The following is a 20,303-nucleotide window of genomic DNA, read 5'->3' as shown; positions in this document are numbered from 1 at the left end:
TTGGTAATTACGTTCAAAACAGTAAAAGTGCGCGCGCGACATGGTTGATGTGAAGGCCATGGCCCCAGATTTCTAATGTGCCGGTCCACCGCTTCCGAAGATTCTAGTTCTTACAGCGAAGAAAATAGGGAAAGGCGGATCGCGCCTTCCCCTATGAGAACCACCTAAAAGCAGAGGCTCTAGAAGCTGAACTTCGCTCCAAACCTCCACTGCGAAGGCGGCTGGACAAGCAGAGCCGAGCCATAGAAGGCATTGGGTACGGCGGCAACGCCAGTAACACCGCTATTCAGCGAGAAGGTCTGATCAAGCGTGACCGCACGCTGCGTGTTGGTGACGTTAAACCAGTCCGCGGTGAAGCGGAGTTCACGATTTTCCCCGATCTTCCAAGGCAGGTAGAAGCCAAGATCGAGGTCGTGCGTAATTGGTGTCCGCTGCGTGCCAATGCTATCAACAATGTTCGGGAAGCCTGCCTGGGATGCAGTCACCTGCGGAACGATTGAGGTGCCACGCTGAACGGCGAAGCCTTCGTTGTTGCCATAGACCGGATGCGGGATCAACTGATTGAAGGGTGACCCCGATTGGATGTAGAAGTTGCCGCTGACCATCACCTTGAACGGCGTCTGATATGAGCCGTTGAACTTGAACTGGTGCGGCCGATCATTTGGCAACCGTCCATAGGTGTTCGGCAACAGGCTTACCAGATCGAACAGTGATGTGATGTTCGGATCCGACTGGCCGTTATCGTTGCGGAACAGACCTTCGTAGTTACCGACAAGACTCGAGTACGTGTACGAAGTGATGAACTGGTAGTTGTTGCTGAATCGCTTCGTAGCCGTGAATTCAATACCGCGGTAATAGCGACGTGCAGGTCCGAAACAGCCGATCGTCGGATCTGCACAGGCTTTGTCTTCCGTGGTCTCGCCATTGCCGCGACGGCCCGGGTTGAACAGGAAATATGTGTCTCCATCATCGAAAGACCCGTCTTCGATGATGTTGATGTAGTTGCGATAAATGCCGCGTATGCCCAAGACGAAGCGGTTGGCAGGCGCGAATTCAATACCAGCGGTATATTCTTCCAAGGTTTGCGGCCTGATATCCGGATCGATCGGAGTTGCATCCGCGCCAAGGTTCACCGCGCCGACGGTATTGCTCGAACGGATGCCGGGAACAATGTTCGCGCCCGCCGGGGCGCCGTAGGTATCCACATTGAAGTTTTTGTCCGTCTGGCTGTTACCGCCACCGGCACGAACGTTCACGTCAAGCGGTATAGGCGTTTCCAGGAACCTCGCATAGCTCACTGACAGCTTGCCCTTGCCGGTGCCGGTGAAGTCCCAGATTGCGCCCAGGCGAGGCTGCATGTCACGCCAGAACTGGTTCAGCTTAATGTACGACTTTCCATCCGTGTCATAGCCCTGTTGAAGGTCCCATCGCAGGCCAAGATTCAGTTGGAGGTTCCGTAGCACTTTGAAGTCGTCTTGCAAATAGCCGGAGTACACCTGGGTGTACGTGTTCGCGTGGAGTTCGAAATCGCGAACGCGTGTGCTCAGGCGCACAAGGAACGGGTTTCCGAACGCCTCATTTGCAGTAATTGATCCTTGACTTACGCTCGTAATGCCGGCGGGCAGCCTATTTGCGGGCAAGGACTGAAGCAGGGCGGCTGCCGTACTGCTTGGGCACACGATCGTCGTCGTTCTGGTTGTGCACACACTGAGGTTGTTCGTAGTGCGCTGGTTGATGGTTTGGTTGCTATCCGGACTAGCCTGACTCAGGCCTTGAGGATTGGCGTACGTGATTGGCACGCCGCTGGAGGTGTTGAGGTTGTTGTAGATGTTCCGCGACCACTCGAATCCGTACTTGATGCTATGCCTGCTGAAGATGTTCTGCAGGTGCGCGCTGGTCTCGTAACGGTTGCGATCGCTGTTCTGAAATAACCCGAAGCCAGGTCCCTGCAGAAAATTCCGTTGCAATGAACCGCCGCGGCCGTCAACATAATCAATGAATCCCGTCTTGCCGGAATTCGCCGTCGACAGGAATCCCGTGTGCGTGACCGGCGCGACCGTGGCACCGACCAGAGCCGCGAAATTGTCGCTAATAAGTGGGGCTTTAGCCGAGGCAGCGGACGGGAGGATATTTCGCCGCTGGTAGTGCAGTCCCATCGCAATCTCCGCGATAAAACGCGGCGTGAACGCCGAATTGAGCCGGACTGTGTAATTGTGTCCGCCACTCTGGTCTTTTCCCTTAAAAGCGGTGGGATCCGAACCAAAGCCGGAAACGTTCGCCAGTGCGGCGTTGGCCAGGAAACCGTCTACGGTTGTGAAATCCCCGAAGGTGGAAACGTTGAGGGTATGTCTATCGCTGATCCCCCAAGTGACCTTGCCTGCATAGAAGGGCGTCGTTACTTGATTCTCGACCGGGGTGTGAAACGTTTGTGTCAGGTAAAAGTTCTTCCGCCGTTGCGGGTTGAAAGCTCCGAAAAACCAGAGCTTGTCCTTCACGATGGGTCCGCCGATATCGCCGCCCACGTCCTGCTCCGAAAAGCCGTTGGCTGCCGATCCAGTAAACGGGAAGTTCTTCACCCCACGTACCATGCCCGAGCCGGTGAAGAATCCGAACACATCACCGGAAATACGGTTGCTTCCGCTCTTCGTAATAACGTTGAAGATACCGCCGGTGGACTTGCCGTATTCGGCGCCGTACGCGCCGGTCTTGATCTCGACTTCCTGCACGAACTCAAACGGAAGGTTAGCGCCGCCACCGCCAAATGCCGGGTCCGCCGTGCTCACTCCATCCAAAATGTAGTTGTTCTCCGGTCCTGAGGAACCGGCAACCGAAGGATCGCGATCGCGGCCTGAGGCATCGCGCAAGCCCGACCGCGTAACTGCCGGGGCAATGTTGTACAGGCCCTGCACCGAACGTGTAGTCGGGAAATTCAAAAACTGATCGGCACCGACGTTTGAACCGGCCGTGGTTGTGTCAACGTCGATCGCGCCCGTGTTGGCTGCCGTCACCTCTACCTGTTCCGTAGCCGAAGCCATCTGAAGCTGAACTTCCGCCACGTTGCTTCGTCCGAGGTTCACCACGATGTTTTTCCGCTCGTATTTGGCAAAACCGGAGCCGGCGTCCACTACGAGCGTATACATACCCGGCGGAAGATTGAAAATCTTGTAAGTACCATCCGGCTCTGTCGTCGTGGTCTGCGGTCGGATCAGGTTCTCACCAGTGACGGTCAGTCTTGCGCTAGGAACGACGGCACCTGCCGGGTCTTTCACCACGCCGGAGATACCACCGGTCGTCGCCGACTGCGCCCACGCGCCTATCGCTAGGGTCAACATCAGCGACAAGGTAAGCAGAAATCTACTTCTGCCTTTCAGTTGCTTCATTAAAACCTCCAGGAGTTACTGAATGGAACTAATGCGGGGCTTGTATCTTCACTTTTAAACCGGACCGGCAACATCTCTCCGGCTTCTGGGCAACAAAGCAGTTCGCATTCCACAAAGATTTGCCTGTGTTTTCAAATGTTTAGATTTATTAAGCAACCCGGACTTCCAATAAATGGGACGGAACGCAAGTTATACATACAAAATCCGGTATTCTGTCCCGGAAAACTACCTGCTCGTGGATCCTAAGATCAATCAACCTCGGAGGCAAAAAGACATCCAGATGAATGACAAACTAGGACTAACCCTCAGATCAGGTGATTAGGACTAAGCGCAGGGATTGGGGGGCTGCGGAAATCTAGCAGCAAAGGCAAAAACAGCGAAAATAACAGCTAACTTCTAAAATTAACCTCGGGTATCATAAATTCTGCCCAAAATGCGCGAATCTACAGTTTAGGAACACTGAAAACAGTGAATTATCAATGAATTTCTTGCGGCAAGGTTCCGGACGGGTTGGTGGTTTTCATCTTGTCAAGTATGCTCCTCACGCCAGCAGCGAACATTCCTGAAGGATCCAACTTCAGGTACTCCTTATATTGTTCCTGCGCGGAATGTGGGTCACCCTTCTTCAAGAGAATGTTGCCCATGGCGACGTGGGCAGGCGCAAATCGTGGCTCAATCCTGATCGCCTCAACGATGTGGGGCTCGGCCATCTGCCAGTTATTCATCGCGAGATAGCTTCGCGAGAGTTCATAGTGAGCCTGAAACGCCTTCGGATCGATCTCCAGGCTGCTCAGCAGCGCCTTCGCCGCTCCAGCGAAGTCGCGTTCCTGATTGAGGCAGACTCCCAATAGGAATCTGACGGAAAAATCCTTCGAGTCGGCATCGATTCCCTTCCGGATCACCGCTTCCGCTTCCTTCCACTTTTGCTGATCCATGTAGCCCTTGCCGAGCAGCGCATAAGTGGGAGCGAACGCCGGATCGGACTTCATTGCCTTCTCGAGATGGGCGATGCCGTTGATAGTGTCTTTCACGTCCTTCGATTCAAGGAGCAATCGCTGGCCTTTTTCGAACTCCTGTTGAGCCGCAGGATTTGCAGGCAGCTTCGCGGAGACGATTCCGGAAGCGGGTTCGGAAGCCGCGCGCGCGCCTGGCAACGGTACGAGCTCCAGATTAACGAACATCGACGGAGTGAAGTTGAGATCAATCTGGCGGGTTACCGGACGATAACCCTGTTGCTGAACTACGACCTCATAGTTATCGGCTTGCAAATCCTGGAAGTGGAAACGACCGCGCGAATCAGTCATCGAGCGGGCTACCTCCATCCCAGTGCCTCGGTTCAGGATGATCAGAACACCAGCCGGACCGGCGGAACTCTCCGCAACGCGAAGTTGGCCAGTGATTTCACGTGGAATACTCGCCGAGGTTGGCTGCTGCTGGCGATTCTGCGCAATCGCAATCGTGGAACAGAACAGGACAACGCAAATGAGCCGGAACTCTACACCGTAACCAAAACCATATCTCATGCTCGCGCTCATCGATCTGCAAATTCGAGAAAAAAAATGGGGAGGGCCGATGCCCTCCCCACACAAAAGAGCGAAGTGTAGCCTAGTCGCCTAGAACTCCCACTTGGCCATCACGCGCGCGGAGAACGGCGCTTGGAATTGAAGCGGAGCCTGGAAGTCGACGTTCGAGTTTGCCGGTTGGCTCGACAAATCCCGGTTCTGATCGACCAGGTTGATTCTGCGAGCATCAGCGATGTTGAACAAGTCGACTGCGAAGTGGAGAGTGCTCCTCTCGCCTATCTTCATAGGATACTCAGCCTTAAAGTCGACAGTCCCCTGCGGCAGGGTGCGGCCTAAGAGTCCGCGGCCCCCGATAGGGACTTCTCCCGAGTTCTGGTAAGCCGGATGATCACCGAACTGGCTGATCGGAGTACCGGTCTGTACGCGTACAGCAGTACCGAGGGTCAAGCCCTTAGCGAAGGATTCAGGCAACGTGTAGCTGAGAAATGCGTTAACCACATGACGACGATCGGTATTCAAGTCGCCATTCTTGAACTGGTCCCCTAATAAGTTGTATTGGCCTGCGGTGAAGTCAAACAGCGAGCTAATACCGGGATCAGTTTGTCCATTGTCGTTGCGGAATGCGCCTTCGTAGTTGCCGTACAGGTGGCCAACACGATAGTTCACTCGCAGCATATAGTTGTGGCTGAATGCCTTGTTTACCTCGAACTCCATCGCGCGGTATACGCGGCTCGGCTTAATAAAGCCGTCCGGCTTGCCGTCGGCTCCCACATCACCGCCACCATCAAGGAAGCAGATCGAGTTAGGAGTGAAGACGTTGTTGTTGGCATCGGCGGTATTGCCCAGTGCAACTGGCACTCCAGCTGAATTCTTCCCAACGTTTGTCGTGTTATCCGTTCTGCAGCCAGTTGGGAAATTGGCTACTGGAGTGCCCGGAGCGATCACCTTCTGAACTTCGTTCACGAACAGATCCAGGGTCGGACTTGGATTGGCAATGGCCGAGTTCTGGCTAAGAATCAGGTTGCCTTCCGGCGAAACGCTGCCGACGTCTTCGATCACACGCTGCAGACGGCGATCAACGTACCGCGCGCTTAGCACGAATCCATGGAACTCATGCTCAGCCCCGATGACGTACTCATCGGTGTAGGACATCTTTGTACCGGGAGCAATGGCCTCGCCCAGACCTGCTACGGAAACTTTGCCGCCTGCGGCGATGCCGCCGGTAGCATTGTTGATCAAATGAGCTTGGTCAAGCACTGGGGTGACTTTCGTGCCGTTAATGACGGGAATGAAGTCAGCGCCCAGCAAATCGAGCTCTTCCGAGAGCTGACGGATGGCTGCATCCAACGGCAGCTCGTAGTTATATCGGCCGAAGTTGAAGAAGATTTTGCTCTTACGATCTCCTTTGGGATCCACCGCGATTCCAAAGCGGGGAGCCCAGTTATCAGTAAACGTATAGTGCTGAGTGTCCACGTTACCGGAGAACAATTGCTGCTCCCAGCGAACGCCTAAGCTCATGTTTACGTGCTTATTCATTTCCCATGAATCGTTCACGTAACCAGCCTGGTATTTGCTGAAGGTAGGTAACTTGCCACCCGCGCCAAACTCACCACGAACCTGATTCAGATAAACGGGCGTCATCACCCCATTCACCGGATACAACGGGCACAGCGTGCAAGTGAAGTTGCCGTTTGAATCAGTTGGAGACTTGAGCAAGTTGAACTGCGCGTCCGACATCTTACCTGCCGGACTGTTAGTCGTGGGTAGCCACGAACCACCCTGAAGGTTAGTAGCGGGAACGACGTAACGTCCGCCGGATCGCGCCTTCACATCCGTGTAGTTCGGGTTTTCCCACATGTATCCGACACTGAACGTGTGCTGTCCAAGAGCATTGACGATCTTCGAAGTATCACCACTCACTTTGTAAGTGTGGGCGTCATGATTCTCCAGCAAGCCAAATCCCTGGAGTGTCCTGGTCACGGAAGTCGTGCGGTCCACGACCTGATAAACGTCAAAGCCCGGAGTCTCAGTGAAGTTGTTGGTGTTGTAGGCGAAAGAGCCGTTCACCAGCCAAGTTGGGCTGAGCGTTCCATTGTATCGGCCGACAACGTTACGCGTACCATAGTTCAGTCTGCTGAAGCCAGTGTTGTTCGAAGCGTTTAATGATGCGAGGTTAAAGGCGCCCACATTGGTATGCGACGGATCGGCGAAGATCGAACCTTCTAACTGGTGCGAATCGTTGATGTGCCACGTAAGCTTCGCGTCATAGTTGTAAGTCGTGGTGCGCTGATTGATCAATGGTAAGGTAGCTGCCAGAGGAGCGGTTGGAACGGTTTGACGTGGGTTGATCCTCCACGACGGATCGCCCGAAGCAAAGAAGAACAGGTGATCCTTGAAATGTGGGATGTATCCACCCAACTCACCGCTCGCGTCGTAATTCGAGTCACCAGGCTGCTTCCCGATTTTGTTGACGCGGAAATCGTCGCGCAGCAGTGGATTGGCTTTCAAATCCTGGGGAGAAGCGTATCCCGCGATCGCGCCATGATAGGCGTTGCCGCCGGTTTTGGTTACGATCTGGATGATGCCGCCATCCGATTGTCCATACTGCGGCTCAAAACCGCTGGTCTTCACCTGAACTTCTTTAATGAATGACAGATTGATTCCGGTTCCGATTGAACCCTGCGCGCGGGTAAAGGTTCCCAAGCCGCCGAAAGCCGAGTCCGTAATGTTTACGCCATCGGCAACATACGTATTTTCAAGACCAGAACTGCCGGAGATCGAGGGATTGGAATTGCCGGTAGCTCCGCCGCTGGCTACGCCTGGTGCTGTATAAAACAGATTTGCAACGCCGCGGCCGATTGGAACCTTGGAGTAGAACTCATCGGTCAGGTTAGTGCTGATCGCCGTGGAAGTAGTGTCCACCGCAACTGCGGAGGCGCTTACTTCGACAGTCTCGGTGACCGCGCCCGGCTCAAGCGTGATACTTACAGTTGCTGTCTTTCCTACAACGACCCCAAGCGAACGCAGTTGCGCCGCGCTGAAGCCGGTCTTTTCGATCTTAAGGTTGTATGCGCCCGGATCCAATGTAGAGAACAGGAAGCGTCCATCCTTGTCTGTGTCCGTTGCTCGTGTTCCGGTTGGACCAGTCATAGTCACTTTGGCGCCAACTACGACCGCACCGGTCTTGTCTGCCACCACTCCGGCTAAATTGCCCTTTGTCGACGTTTCTTGCGCAAAAGCTGACAGCGCGAGCGTCAAGGCAACAGCCAGAGTTGTCGCGATCCGCGAAAATCTCTTGTTCATCCTTTACTCTCTCCTTCGAAAAATTCTTCCGGTGGCTGGGCGCAGGTGAAGTAACTTCATCGTTGTCCACGACTGTGCACAACAGCCGACCGTCTGTGCTAACCGCAAAGCCAAGGAATGCTATAGGGGGAAGACTGTGCAAGCTGAGTGCACGTCGATGACCTAAACGAGACTCTTGACATTCAGAGACTTACAATGATTTCCGGGACGAGAAATATGATTTCTAGGATGAACGGGCTGGGATTATATGTTAATAAATAGGTGCGAAAGGCCAGGGATCTTCTACGAGTTGTCAAATTTAGCTAAGCTATTGCAATAATTGTACTTACTTTAGTCCCAATATCCCCGCGTCTTATCCCCGATGATACTAGGACTTGGGCGGCAGAGAGGCGATCATCTTGCCTTTGCGCTCCGTGTCGGCGGCTTTCTGAGTTTCGCCGACCTGCTGGTAGTAGCTCGATAAGGTCAGGTATAGAGGCCCGCTTTGCCTGCCGGGGACTATGCCCTCGAGCAGTTGGATGGACTTGCCGACCTGTCCGAGTTTGTGGAAGCTTTCGGCGATTCGCAGGATGGTCTGCTCGTCAGTATGTTCGGTGACGCCGGCGTTGCCGTACAACACGGCGATTTGCTGAAACTGCTGTTTCGCAAATAGCAGCTCCACCAGTTTGGAGCGAACTACTTCGTTCGACGGATCCTTTCGATAGGAGCGCGTTAGCCAGCCGATTGCTTCAGAATCTTTTCCTTGTGACAGATAGCATAGTGCCCGTTGACTCTCACCAACTCCGAGTCGGGCGTCATCACTCGCGGAGGGATCGATAACATCCCAGATCCGATTCGCAGGCTCGGACGAAACCACGCGAAAGTTCAAGCTGGAAAAAGCCCTTTCCCGCGTTGCCGGATCGCTTACAGTCACCACCATCCTGTAGTTGCCAGGCTTGAGGTCTGAAATGGGAATCTTCTTGCCATTAATTAATGTTCCGTTGGCGTCGAATTCACTTCTCTGTAGCTCGTCCTGCAGCGTCTTGGTATCGTGCATCCCCATGCGACCCACAGCATATTCCGCTATCAATTTGGCGCTGCCATAGGACCTTGGATCGGCCGGAGGCGCCCATATTTGGTAGAAGAATTTCAGGTCACGCCCCTGTCCGAGGGCAACGCCCTCCCCCGATGACGGCGTGAACTTCACGCCGGCGGCCGTGAACGGTCGCACGGTTGGAGACGTGATGCCGGTTTCAGCTTCAGCAAAGGGAACGACCGCAGTCAGCTGCAAACCCTTGGCCGGGGGATCAGGAATAACGATTTCTTTTTGCTCACGAAAGGCGGTCTTGTTGAGTTCGTTGCTGAGGACAAACTCGACGGTGTACTTCCCCGGCGGTAGCGGCAGAGTGCCTTCATATCCGAACAGCTTGTTTTTTACTTGCTCTACCTGCTGCGAGATAAGGAACTGTGAAACCTTGCGCTCCTGTTCAAAGATAGGCTTGTTATCTGGCGCCAAGACTCGGGCAACCACCTCCACGGAAAAGTAGTATTGCTCATCCTGTGCCTGCTGCAGCGTGAAGTCCTCGGGCCTCTTCAATCTCAAGACGTAGTGGAGGTTCGTATCTCCGTGGCTATCAACCAGCGGAGCGGTTAAGACCTCAAGAAATTCGCCGCTAATGACGATTCGATGACTGACGGCTTCGAGCAGCCTGCGATGCTGATCGAGCATTTCCTTGTTGAAGGGGTTGTTCGCCAGATTTCGAATCGTACCCAGCATTACGTCTGAAGTAAGGCTACTGGTAGCGGCATCCAGATCAACTGGTTCATCCGGCAGGAGACTAAGCGTAGTGCGAGCTACTTCGCGTCCCAATGACCGGTCAATTACCTTCAAGGCTGTCAGACGATCGTTTTCCGCTCCAGTCCCGGTTACCAGTTTGTCCGGACCGTCCATATACGGGCTGTAAAGACGGAATTCATCGCCTGTGTCTCGCTGGTAGAAGACAATATAGAAAAAAGGCGGCAGCGCCTTGTGTGGAGATGAATAGAACCAGATCTCCATCGGCCTGACGTTGGCCTGACCCACGTAGAGCGCCTTCTGCTGCGGCTTGCCGAAGAGGATATAAATACGACCTCGATCCGTTCGCCATCCTTCGTGCCCGAAGTTTTGATTCGCGTATTGAATCCGCTCGTAGATCTCGTCCCGATAAGTATTTGTAGGAGATCCTGGGTTGGGATTTCGAATTTCCCAAAAGTGGTCGATGAACTTGTCGCGCTCTTCATCCGTACTAAGGTGCAGGAACGCACCCTTCTCTTCGTCAGTGATCAGGTAGGCGGCATCCCGGTTAAACCACTGCTGATACCGGACTGGGAGCTTCTTCACGTCTTTGGAAGCGGTCGCGAAGAGTATCCCAGTCAGAAAAACCTGGATGAGCAAGAGACAGGAAACTACTAGATGAAGCGGCGCTTTTTGAGGACGAGACTGCATGGATTCGGTATTGAAAACTATAGTTGGGGCGCGGAAAGAGCGTCAAGGCGCAGCTGGGTCCGCACGAAGCGGTGATCGTCTGTAAGTACCTGAGACGTTTAGCAGTCTTAGTACTCAGCAGCTCAGAAATCGAGGGCGCAAATATTAAAGAGCAGCCTCCAAAGGCCACTTCTTTGGTTTCACGCGACGCGCTTATCCCAATATGGGATTTCGCGCCACGGATTAAGGCAGCTAATGGAGAGTTAAGGTGTTACTCGGATAAATCTGAGTTCAGACGCCAAATGAAATCGATGACTTGTCTCTCGGCCCATCGTCCATCGTAGCCGTTCGGTTCGGCCAGGAATGCGCAGTGTCCGCCGCGACTTGTCTCGATCCACGTAATGGAAGGATTGGCCAACAGTTTCTGCCTGGTCTCAGGCAGGATGCGGATGAAGGGATCGTCGTTGGAATGGATGACCAGAGTGGGAATACGAATTCTGTCGAGGACTCTTGAGGAGCTCGCGCGCTGGTAATAATCCTCTGCGCCGGCGAAGCCTTCGTATCGCGCCGTGATCTTGTCGTCGAATTCGCGGATGCTTGGAAAGCGTTTCAAGTCGGATAGATCGTACCGATCTGGGAACAGTATAACTTTGCGTCGATATCTTTTCCGCAGCCCTCGCAGGAAGCGCTGCTCGTAAAGCCAATTTTTCCAGGAATGCAGCGCGTCAGCCGATGCTGCAAGGTCCATCGCCGGCGATACTGTCGCCACTGCCTTCACGTTGTTCGGAAATTCATCCGCCCACTCTCCCGCAAGTTTCAGAACCAGATTGCCGCCCATAGAGAATCCCACAATGGCAATGCGCTCGAGGCCATCTTCTCGGATTAGTTCCTCCACGACGGCGCCTACGTCTGCGGACAGGCCTGAGTGGTAGAGCGTTGGAGTAAGAGTCTCGGTATTGCCACAATTGCGCATATTCATGCGCACAACATTCATGCCCGCGGCCCATGCTTTGCTTCCCGTGCCGATGACGTATTGCGATTCGACCGAACCTTCGAGTCCGTGCACGACAATATCGGTTATCGCCGATCGCCGCTCTGGCTGCCAGTGGCAGAGACACTCAACCTCTACTTTGGCTCCGGAATCATGTTCGGCAACCAGGAAGCGGCGCCTCTCGCCTTCAGGCAGCAGGCTGATTCGAGGTAGAAAATTGCCCGCGATGGTTTGCGTGTGTCCGCCGCTTAGGCCGCGTCGGGGAATGAAATTGTGCTCAGAGGACAACACCAAGAAATAGGTTACAGGGGACAGGTTATAGGGAACAGACGATTCCTTAATTCATCGAGCATGAGCCAGGGCCACGCGGGTCGCCACAGCTTCCGCAGGGACTCGGAGATGAAGAAAAGCTCTTATGTGAACTTCCTACGGCAAAGCTGGAAAGCTGTTGATCCAGATCATGACTGGAGCACGCAGGACACGCCGGAGCTTCCGATCCGCGAACTACGGCTTCGAAGCGGCGATCACATTCTTTGCAGATGTATTCAAAGATAGGCATACGAAATCGAGGGTACAGGGGATAGGTTACAGCGAACAGGGGAGGACGGTCCAGCCTCATAACTTTCGTGGGCTTACGCTTGGAGATCTCGGAAGATTTTGCGGAACTCGTAGAAGCCGGTCTTCCCTTTTAGCCACTCGGCTGCGCGTACGGCGCCTTCGGCGAACCCCAGACGGTTCTTGGCGTCGTGTACGAGCATCATCGTGTCATGAGGGCCATCGAGCAAAAGCACATGCGTGCCGACCGTATCTCCCTCACGTACAGAAGCAATCTCCGGATTCGTGTTTCCCACTTCGGCAACGATCCGCTGAATCGAAACCGCGGTGCCTGAAGGAGCATCCTTCTTCTGCATGTGGTGGCGTTCTACGATGCGCGGGATATATCCGAGTGGCACACCTAATGCGGCGGCTGCGGCAATTTCAAAAAAGACATTTACGCCAATGGAGAAATTCGATCCAAAGAGCAAGGAGGCTTTGGCTTCCAGCACCTGCCGCTCAATTTCGGGAAGATGCTGATACCAACCTGTGGTTCCGACTACGATCGCTTTCTTATGGCGAATGCATGCCCGCATGTTTTCGAGCACCGCGTCAGGGTTCGTGAAATCGATGATGACATCGATGTCGCGAAGGCGGTCGGCCGTGAGAGCACGCGCCTGTTCGTTATCGCGCGATGACAGGACCTGCACATTGTGGCCGCGCTCTCGCGCGACATTGCCCACCAGCGATCCTGTTTTGCCATGACCGATAAGTAGAAGATTCATTTGAGGGCTATTTCAACATGGAGGCAAGTGAGGCGAAAAGCAAAACCCGGAGCGAACACGGAGGACAGAGAGGCAAGGAGAAGTGATTTTTGGTCTAACCATCATTCAGCGCGGAACGGACAATACGGAATTGAGCCGCGCCCCTCTGTGACCTCCGTGTCCTCCGTGTTCAAAGTATCTTTCACGCGAAGATCGCCGGATCAGGATCGGCGAAGAATACCTCGTGCAGTGTTCGCACAGTCTCGTCAACGTCGTCTTCCTCGATTACGAAGCTGATATTGATCTCGGAGGCTCCCTGGGAAATCATGCGCACGTTGGTCTCGGGCAACGCGCCAAATACTTTTGCGGCGATGCCGCGTGTGCCGCGGATGTTTTCTCCCACCAGGCAGACGATGGCTTTGCGTCCTTCGTACTTCACATCAGCCAGCTTCTCCAATTCGGCTGCAATGGCGGGAATCGCCTCCGTTGAATCTACCGTCAACGAGACACTCACTTCGGACGTGCAGACCATGTCCACAGGACAACGGTGGTGGTCGAATACTTCGAAGATGCTCTTCAAAAAGCCGTGCGCCATCAGCATGCGCGTGGCAACTACATCGACGATGGTGATCCTGCGCTTTGCGGCAATAGCTTTGAAGTAGTTGCGGCATTGCGGAGCTCGGGCTGTAATGCGTGTACCTTCACAACCCGGATTACGCGAGTTTAGGACCAATACGGGAATGTCTTTCTGGACTGCCGGCAGCAGTGTCGCGGGGTGGAGAACCTTCGCGCCGAAGTAGGCGAGTTCGGCGGCTTCATCGAAGCTGATGGTGCGAATACGATGAGCCTCTTTGCAGAGCCGAGGGTCAGTGGTCATCATGCCGTCCACATCCGTCCAGATCTCGATCGACTCTGCTCCAAGTCCTGCGCCGACAATGGCTGCCGTAAAATCTGAGCCGCCGCGCCCCAGAGTGGTGGTTGCTCCTTCGCGCGTGCCGCCTATGAATCCTCCCATTACGGGAATCTGCTTTTTCTCGAGCAACGGCTTCACCTGACGCGCAAGGCGAAGATCGATCTCCGGGAAGAGCGGCACTGCCTTCGTGTGGTTTGCATCTGTGATTACACATTTGCGCGAATCCACGTGTGCCGCCGGCAAATCTCGGACGGTAAAGGCTGAAGTCACTATCCGGCTTGAAATACGTTCGCCGAATGATGCAACGAGATCCGTTGTGCGAGGAGTAAGCTCGCCGACGGCGGCGATGCCGCGCAGCAACTCGTCGAGCGCGTCAAACTCGGTTTCGAGCTCGGAATGAAATTGCGTGAAAAGTCCGGTGCCGAGGAGTTCTCCGGCGGTGGAATAGTGACGCTCTCTCAATGCGCGTGACAGCTCGAGCGACTTCCCAGGATCGCCGGCCCCCGCTGCCTGGCCCGCTGCGAGCAGTTGATCGGTGACCTTGGAGAGGTACCCCCGAATTTCATGATGATCATCGGGGACTCCAGAACCCAATGTGGTTCCGACCGCCGCCTTCACCCCAGCAACCGCAAAACCGGCGCTTGCTGGGGAACCGGCCCTCGGGTAGTAGGAGGCAGGCAACACCAAGAACCTCAGGAAAAAGCAGGCTCACGAAGCATATGCGCTTTTGCTGCCAATGCAGTCCGCAGCAACCGGCCGAGGCCGGGTCCCCGGGCAAGCTCCGGTTTTGCGGTTGCTGGGATGAAGGCTGCGGCCTGAACCACGCAATCTCGCTCAATCGAGGTAGCCCTCGTGCTTGAGCAACTCGGCATTGAGAAGCGCGGCGCCGGCTGCGCCTCGAATTGTGTTATGTGAGAGCACGCTGAACTTCCAGTCGAGCAATCCACAGGGCCGCAGGCGACCGACAGTTGCACTCATGCCGCGTCCGCGATTCACGTCGAGACGTGGCTGCGGCCGGTCGACGGAGCAGTCATAAATTACCGGCTGCTCAGGAGCCGTGGGGAGCGAGATCTCCTGCGGACGCGCGCGGAACGAGTGCCACTGCTCCAGAATATCCTCGGCCTTCGCTGACTTCTTCAGCTTGATCGAAACTGATTCCGTGTGACCATCTTCCACCGCGACACGGTTGCACTGCGCGCTGATTTTGAATGGAGCGTCTTTCACAACGCCGTTTTCCAGCACCCCCAGCAGTTTCCTGGTTTCGGCCTCCAGCTTCTCTTCCTCGTTCGGGATGAACGGAATCACGTTGCCGAGAATGTCGAGTGAGGCGACACCAGGATATCCAGCGCCACTGACGGCCTGCATGGTTGCAACAAACACAGCTTCCACACCAAATGTGCGATGGAGCGGGGCGAGCGCCATCACGAGCCCTATTGCGGAACAATTGGGATTGGTGGCGATGAAGCCTCCGTTGCGCCTGCGTGTCGGCTGCTCGTCGATCAGCTTCAGATGATCGGCGTTGACCTCAGGGATCACCAGCGGCACGTCGGCCTGCATGCGAAAAGCGCTGGAGTTCGTGATAACGGCGTGCCCCGCGTTGGCAAATTTCGGTTCGAGTTCTTTCGCGATAGCTGCGTCGAGAGCCGCAAAGATGACTCTTGGCGCGCGATCCGGAGCAGCGTCGCTCATAATCATGTTGGCCACACGCTCGGGAATGGGTGTATTCAGCTTCCACCGCGAAGCTTCGCGATATTCAAGTCCGGAAGAGCGTTCCGAAGCCGCCAGCCATGCGACTTGGAACCATGGATGGTGTTCGAGCAACTGAACAAAACGCTGCCCGACCATTCCGGTCGCGCCGAGTATTCCGACTGGGATCTTATTCGCCATCTTGGAATCACTTCTTTAATTTAAGGTAGCAGCTTTGGAAAATGCTGGCAGCAGGTTGCCCAGCCTGGGCCCAACACCTAAAAATGAGGGACTGATAATCGGTACCAATGGCAGTCATCGAAAATTCCACCGCTTCCGCCCTTTCTAGCCGCACTTCATCCCTGACAATGACTATCGGCTTGTGCTAAGCTCCCCGGCCAAATACAAGCCAAGTCCTCTTTCTGGACTTGGCTGCGGGCTCCTTCTTTTCATAGTCGTCTGGAATTTTGCTTCGGCGCCACACGGCGGCTGAAATTTTCTGGAGGGACGCATGACAAGCCAAGTCTCGCCGTGTCAGAGCCCATCTCTGACCGGCAGAGGATTCTTTCCCACCCCAAGCACAGTAATAAAAGAGGAACTCAAAACCATTATTCAATTCATCGCATGGCTAAGCTTTCTCATTGCGCTGTGCGCAATGCCGGTGATGGCTCAAGTTGGCTCGTCCGGCAGCATCGTTGGCGTTGTCACCGACAACACGGGAGCGGTAATTGTTGGCGCGAACATCACCGCCGTCGATACTTCAACCGGGGAAAAGCGGACTACGACGACCAATACCGCAGGCCGCTACGTCTTTGCCAACCTTCCGCCCGGAGCCTTTGAGCTCAACGTTACTCAACCGGGATTCAAAGTCGTGAAGCTAAGGCAAAACGTCGAGGTTGGGTCTGTTGCGAATACGAATATCTCGCTGGAAGTTGGCGCTGTGAGCACAGTCGTCGAGGTGCAGGCTAGCGGCGCTCAGCTGCAGACGATGAACGCGACAATCGGCACTACCATGAACTTCGACATGGCGCAATCTCTGCCTGGGTTGAGCCGTGACGTTTCCGGTTTAGCACTGCTGCAGCCCGCCACCACTCCGGTGAACGGAACGGCGGGACAAGCCGGTTCGGTTGCCGGCTCCAATGCAGATCAAAATATGTTCGTGCTCGACGGCGGCAACAACTCGAGCGACATGGACGGCACGAACACAGTTTATTTGAGCGGCTTCGCTGGCAATCCGATCACCGGAGGTGGTAGCGCAATTCCCAACGGCGTTGTGCCGACTCCTATTGAAAGTATTGAGGAGTTCAAGGTTGGCATTGCTGGACAAACCGCAGACTTCAACTCTGCAGCAGGTAGTCAGGTCACGATGGCGACCCGGCGCGGCACCAACAACTGGCATGGCACTGCTTACGAGTACTATTATGGGACGAACTTTTCTGCCAACAGCTGGGCAAACGGCCATACGCCCTCAACAGATCCTGCCACCGGCACCACGCGAGGCTTCACGCCACTACCTTCCCGTCATCAGAACCGTTTCGGCGCTTCCGCTGGCGGGCCAGTTCTGCCCTTTAACTTCCTCGGCGGAAAAACCTACATCTTCGGCTTCTACCAAGGTGTTCGCTTTCCCAACATCACTACTTTTGAAAGATCCACTCCCTCTGCCTTGCTGCGAGCTGGCGTCATACAAGTCCAGAACAGCAGTTCGAGCCCAATCACTCTGAATGGCGTTAACTATGCCCCGAACGCATGGATGCCGTTCAATTTGAATCCGGGCCAAGTCACCGTAAACGGTGTCACTTACCAGCCGGCAAATGTATGTGGCACGGCAGGCAATCAGCCATGTGACCCTCGCGGCATCGGACTCAACCCCATCGTGAATCGGATTTGGTCGCAATTCATGCCAGTCGCGAACGACTTCGCTCCGGCTTCAACCGTCGGCGACACGTTCAACACAGTTGGTTATCGCAACACCATCCGATTGCCGCAGAGCGACAACAACTGGGTCGTTCGGTTAGATCATGACTTCGCGAAGAACTGGCACTTCATGGGCAGCTATCGCTACTACAAACTGAGCCAGGCCGATCTTGGTCAGTCCGATGTGGGTGGAATCCTGGGGGGAACCAAGGGTCAATACACTTCGACGCGGAACTTGCCGTCGTATCCTTCGATCATGGTCTTCGGGCTCAACACTACGATTGGCAACAATCTGACCAACGACTTCCATTACAGCTATACCTATAACTGGTGGCAGTGGGGCGATGCAGGAGCTCCTCCGCAGCCAATTGCCGGCCTCGGTGGCGCAGTAGAAATTGGCGGAGAAGTCACCGCGGCTGGAGGCGGTCGTAACGCCTTGATTCCCTACAACGTGAACACGCAGGACGTCCGCACGCGCTTTTGGGACGGCCAGGATCACATGTTCCGCGACGATTTGAATCTGCTGAAAGGCAACCATCTGTTCCAGTTCGGTGGCCTCTATCAGCGGAACTTCGATTGGCACGATCGGAACGACAATGGTCAAGGAACGATGGCCGCGAATGTGTATCAGGTCACCGATGGCGCTGGCATTTCATGGTCCGGCTTCCTGCCGCCCACGAGCATTGTGCCTGCATCGCAGCAAAGCAATTTCCAGACGCTCGCCGCCGATGTGCTTGGAATCGTAAGTCAGCCACAGAGCTTGTACACGCGTGCGGGCTCGGACCTTCATCTGCTTCCCTTGGGTACACACGCACAAGACAAGAGCGTGATTCCGTACTACCAAGGCTACTGGAGCGACACATGGCACATGAAGCCTAGCTTCACGCTTACCTACGGTCTCTCCTACGCGGTAGAAATGCCGCCGTACGAGCAATCCGGAAAGCAGGTGATGCTGGTGGATCAGGGCGGAAATGCGGTCCACATGCAGGATTATCTTGCGCAGCGTAAGAGCGCCGCACTCGCCGGGCAGGTTTATGACCCCGTCCTCGGCTTCGCTCTTGTGAACAATGTCACCGGCGGGCGGAAGTATCCTTACGATCCGTTTTATAAGGGGATTAGTCCGCGTGTCGCCGCAGCTTGGAACCCGCACTTCAGCAGCGGCATCCTTGGGTCAATACTAGGCGACGGCAAGAGCGTTATTCGCGGCGGCTACAGTCGCATTTACGGCCGGCTCAACGGCGTGAACCAGGTGCTGGTACCCCTGCTAGGCACAGGAATCATGCAGGCAGTTGCGTGCGTTGGCGCATCGATGAACGGCCAATGCTTAGGGACGGGCGGAGTAAATCCATCAACTGCGTTCCGAATCGGGACAGATGGACTGGTCGCACCTCTCGGCGGCGCTCCTTCTAATACGCTGGCGCAACCTTACTTCCCAGGCGTTAACGGGAATTTGGCAGCGGCGCCCGGCTCTGGATTGGATCCTGACACGCGACCGAGTGTCAACGACTCGTTCACGCTGTCGATCCAACGCGAGGTTTCGTCAAAACTTTTCATCGAGACCGGCTACATTGGGAAGTTGATCCGCAACGAGTTCCAGGAAATCAACGTGGACGCGGTCCCCTACATGACAACGCTTGGTGGACAGACGTTCGCGAATGCTTACGGCAACCTCTATACAGCCATTTGCGGACTGAATGTGCAGGTGTGCCCTGCTGCAAACGTAAGCACACCTTCACCGCAACCGTTTATTGAACAGGCGCTAGGTGGACCAACTTCTAACTTCTGCAAGGCAGCTTCCAGTTGTACCGCTGCGCTGATTGCAGCACAACGCTCTCTCATTGCCTCCAATCGCGTTTACGAGCTGTGGAATGCAATGGAGACCTCAACCTCATGGCAGCTGGGCAGGACCAATCCGGGAATGAATCCTCCCGGTGGATGCGCTGCGAACGTTATCGTTTGCCGTCAGTTCCAGGCATTTGAGTTTGATACCAGCAACGGTTGGGGCAATTACAATGCCTTGTTCGCGACGGCGACTTTCCGTGATTGGCATGGAATCACTGCGCGCTCGAACTTCACCTGGGGACGATCTTTCGGTACCGGCGGAGAAGTTCAGGCTCGCAGCACGCGTACAGTTCTCGATCCGTGGAATCTGGAAAGCGAATATGGACCGAACGGATTTGACGTAAAGTTCATCTATAACGTCGCTCTCAACTACCAGCCCTCGTTTTATAAAACCCAGCAGGGGATCTTAGGACACTTGCTCGGTGGCTGGTCGATCTCACCGTTATTCACGGCACAGAGCGGCTTCCCATTGAATGTAGTCCAGCAGGATGGTTCCGGAACCAGCACCAGCCGCGAAGCTTTTGGACAATCGGATCCAAGCCAAAGCTCGATTTACAACGTAGTGCTGACGAATGGCAGCTTCAACGCCGGCAATTCGCTCCACTACTTCACGAGTTCACCTACGGGTACAGTGGGGACAACAGCAACCTCCAAGGGCGTCACCGGCACATCCACGGAGTGGCTCAACATGTTCGGCGATCCTACTGCCGCTTACGGCCAGTTCCGTAGGCTCATTTTGGGAGTCGACGAGCGTGGCAATGGCTTTGGCATTCTTCGCGGCTTCCCGCGTTGGAACCTTGACATGACGGTAACGAAAGACATCCGCGCAACCGAGCGCGTCGGTCTTACCTTCACAGCGATGATGACCAACGTGCTAAACCACTTCCAACCAGACGATCCGTCTATGAACCTGAACAGTCCGGCAACCTTTGGTCGTGTCAGTGCTCAGGCAACCGGATACGACTCGCGTCAAATTGAGTTCGGTTTGCGTTTGCGGTGGTGAGAATTCA

At 54.9% G+C, this 20,303-nt stretch carries 10 protein-coding genes; 1 reads left to right on the top strand and 9 read right to left on the bottom strand.

Annotation, left to right across the window (positions count from 1 at the left end; translation table 11 throughout):
- Positions 1 to 179: 179 nt before the first annotated feature.
- The 9 genes from DMG62_09830 to asd all read right to left on the bottom strand — a co-directional run bounded on the left by DMG62_09830 (position 180) and on the right by asd (position 15,738).
- Complete coding sequence (locus DMG62_09830) at positions 180 to 3,380, bottom strand: hypothetical protein (GenBank protein ID PYY23128.1); 3,201 nt, start codon at positions 3,378 to 3,380, stop codon at positions 180 to 182.
- Between the two features lie 476 nt (positions 3,381 to 3,856).
- Positions 3,857 to 4,915 (bottom strand): hypothetical protein, encoded by a 1,059-nt coding sequence (locus DMG62_09825; GenBank protein PYY23127.1) that lies wholly within the window; start codon positions 4,913 to 4,915, stop codon positions 3,857 to 3,859.
- A 78-nt stretch (positions 4,916 to 4,993) separates the two neighbouring features.
- The gene (locus DMG62_09820; protein PYY23126.1) at positions 4,994 to 8,206 is read right to left on the bottom strand and encodes a hypothetical protein; all 3,213 of its coding nucleotides are present in this window, start codon (positions 8,204 to 8,206) and stop codon (positions 4,994 to 4,996) included.
- Positions 8,207 to 8,573: 367 nt separating this feature from the next.
- Positions 8,574 to 10,670, bottom strand: a complete 2,097-nt coding sequence (locus tag DMG62_09815) for a hypothetical protein (GenBank protein ID PYY23125.1) — start codon at positions 10,668 to 10,670, stop codon at positions 8,574 to 8,576.
- 250 nt (positions 10,671 to 10,920) lie between these two features.
- The gene (locus DMG62_09810) at positions 10,921 to 11,934 is read right to left on the bottom strand and encodes an alpha/beta hydrolase (GenBank protein PYY23124.1); all 1,014 of its coding nucleotides are present in this window, start codon (positions 11,932 to 11,934) and stop codon (positions 10,921 to 10,923) included.
- A gap of 43 nt (positions 11,935 to 11,977) precedes the next feature.
- Complete coding sequence (locus tag DMG62_09805; GenBank protein PYY23186.1) at positions 11,978 to 12,199, bottom strand: zinc ribbon domain-containing protein; 222 nt, start codon at positions 12,197 to 12,199, stop codon at positions 11,978 to 11,980.
- A 73-nt stretch (positions 12,200 to 12,272) separates the two neighbouring features.
- Positions 12,273 to 12,959, bottom strand: a complete 687-nt coding sequence (locus DMG62_09800; GenBank protein PYY23123.1) for a 4-hydroxy-tetrahydrodipicolinate reductase — start codon at positions 12,957 to 12,959, stop codon at positions 12,273 to 12,275.
- Positions 12,960 to 13,140: 181 nt separating this feature from the next.
- Positions 13,141 to 14,469, bottom strand: a complete 1,329-nt coding sequence (locus DMG62_09795; GenBank protein ID PYY23185.1) for a lysine-sensitive aspartokinase 3 — start codon at positions 14,467 to 14,469, stop codon at positions 13,141 to 13,143.
- 216 nt (positions 14,470 to 14,685) lie between these two features.
- The gene (gene asd / locus DMG62_09790; GenBank protein ID PYY23122.1) at positions 14,686 to 15,738 is read right to left on the bottom strand and encodes an aspartate-semialdehyde dehydrogenase; all 1,053 of its coding nucleotides are present in this window, start codon (positions 15,736 to 15,738) and stop codon (positions 14,686 to 14,688) included.
- A gap of 310 nt (positions 15,739 to 16,048) precedes the next feature.
- Here asd and DMG62_09785 point away from each other — a divergent pair, with 310 nt between their 5' ends.
- On the top strand, positions 16,049 to 20,296 hold the full coding sequence (locus tag DMG62_09785; GenBank protein PYY23121.1) for a carboxypeptidase regulatory-like domain-containing protein: 4,248 nt from the start codon (positions 16,049 to 16,051) through the stop codon (positions 20,294 to 20,296).
- Positions 20,297 to 20,303 lie beyond the last annotated feature (7 nt).

The organism is Acidobacteriota bacterium, from assembly GCA_003225175.1.
GTDB lineage: Bacteria > Acidobacteriota > Terriglobia > Terriglobales > Acidobacteriaceae > Gp1-AA112.
This window is presented reverse-complemented; position numbering and strand designations above follow the sequence as displayed.

Coding starts and splice junctions, on each gene's coding strand:
- DMG62_09830 (PYY23128.1), bottom strand. CDS start 3,380: ATGAAGCAACTGAAAGGCAGAAGTAGATTTCTGCTTACCTTGTCGCTG.
- DMG62_09825 (PYY23127.1), bottom strand. CDS start 4,915: ATGAGCGCGAGCATGAGATATGGTTTTGGTTACGGTGTAGAGTTCCGG.
- DMG62_09820 (PYY23126.1), bottom strand. CDS start 8,206: ATGAACAAGAGATTTTCGCGGATCGCGACAACTCTGGCTGTTGCCTTG.
- DMG62_09815 (PYY23125.1), bottom strand. CDS start 10,670: ATGCAGTCTCGTCCTCAAAAAGCGCCGCTTCATCTAGTAGTTTCCTGT.
- DMG62_09805 (PYY23186.1), bottom strand. CDS start 12,199: ATGCCTATCTTTGAATACATCTGCAAAGAATGTGATCGCCGCTTCGAA.
- DMG62_09800 (PYY23123.1), bottom strand. CDS start 12,959: ATGAATCTTCTACTTATCGGTCATGGCAAAACAGGATCGCTGGTGGGC.
- asd (PYY23122.1), bottom strand. CDS start 15,738: ATGGCGAATAAGATCCCAGTCGGAATACTCGGCGCGACCGGAATGGTC.
- DMG62_09785 (PYY23121.1), top strand. CDS start 16,049: ATGACAAGCCAAGTCTCGCCGTGTCAGAGCCCATCTCTGACCGGCAGA.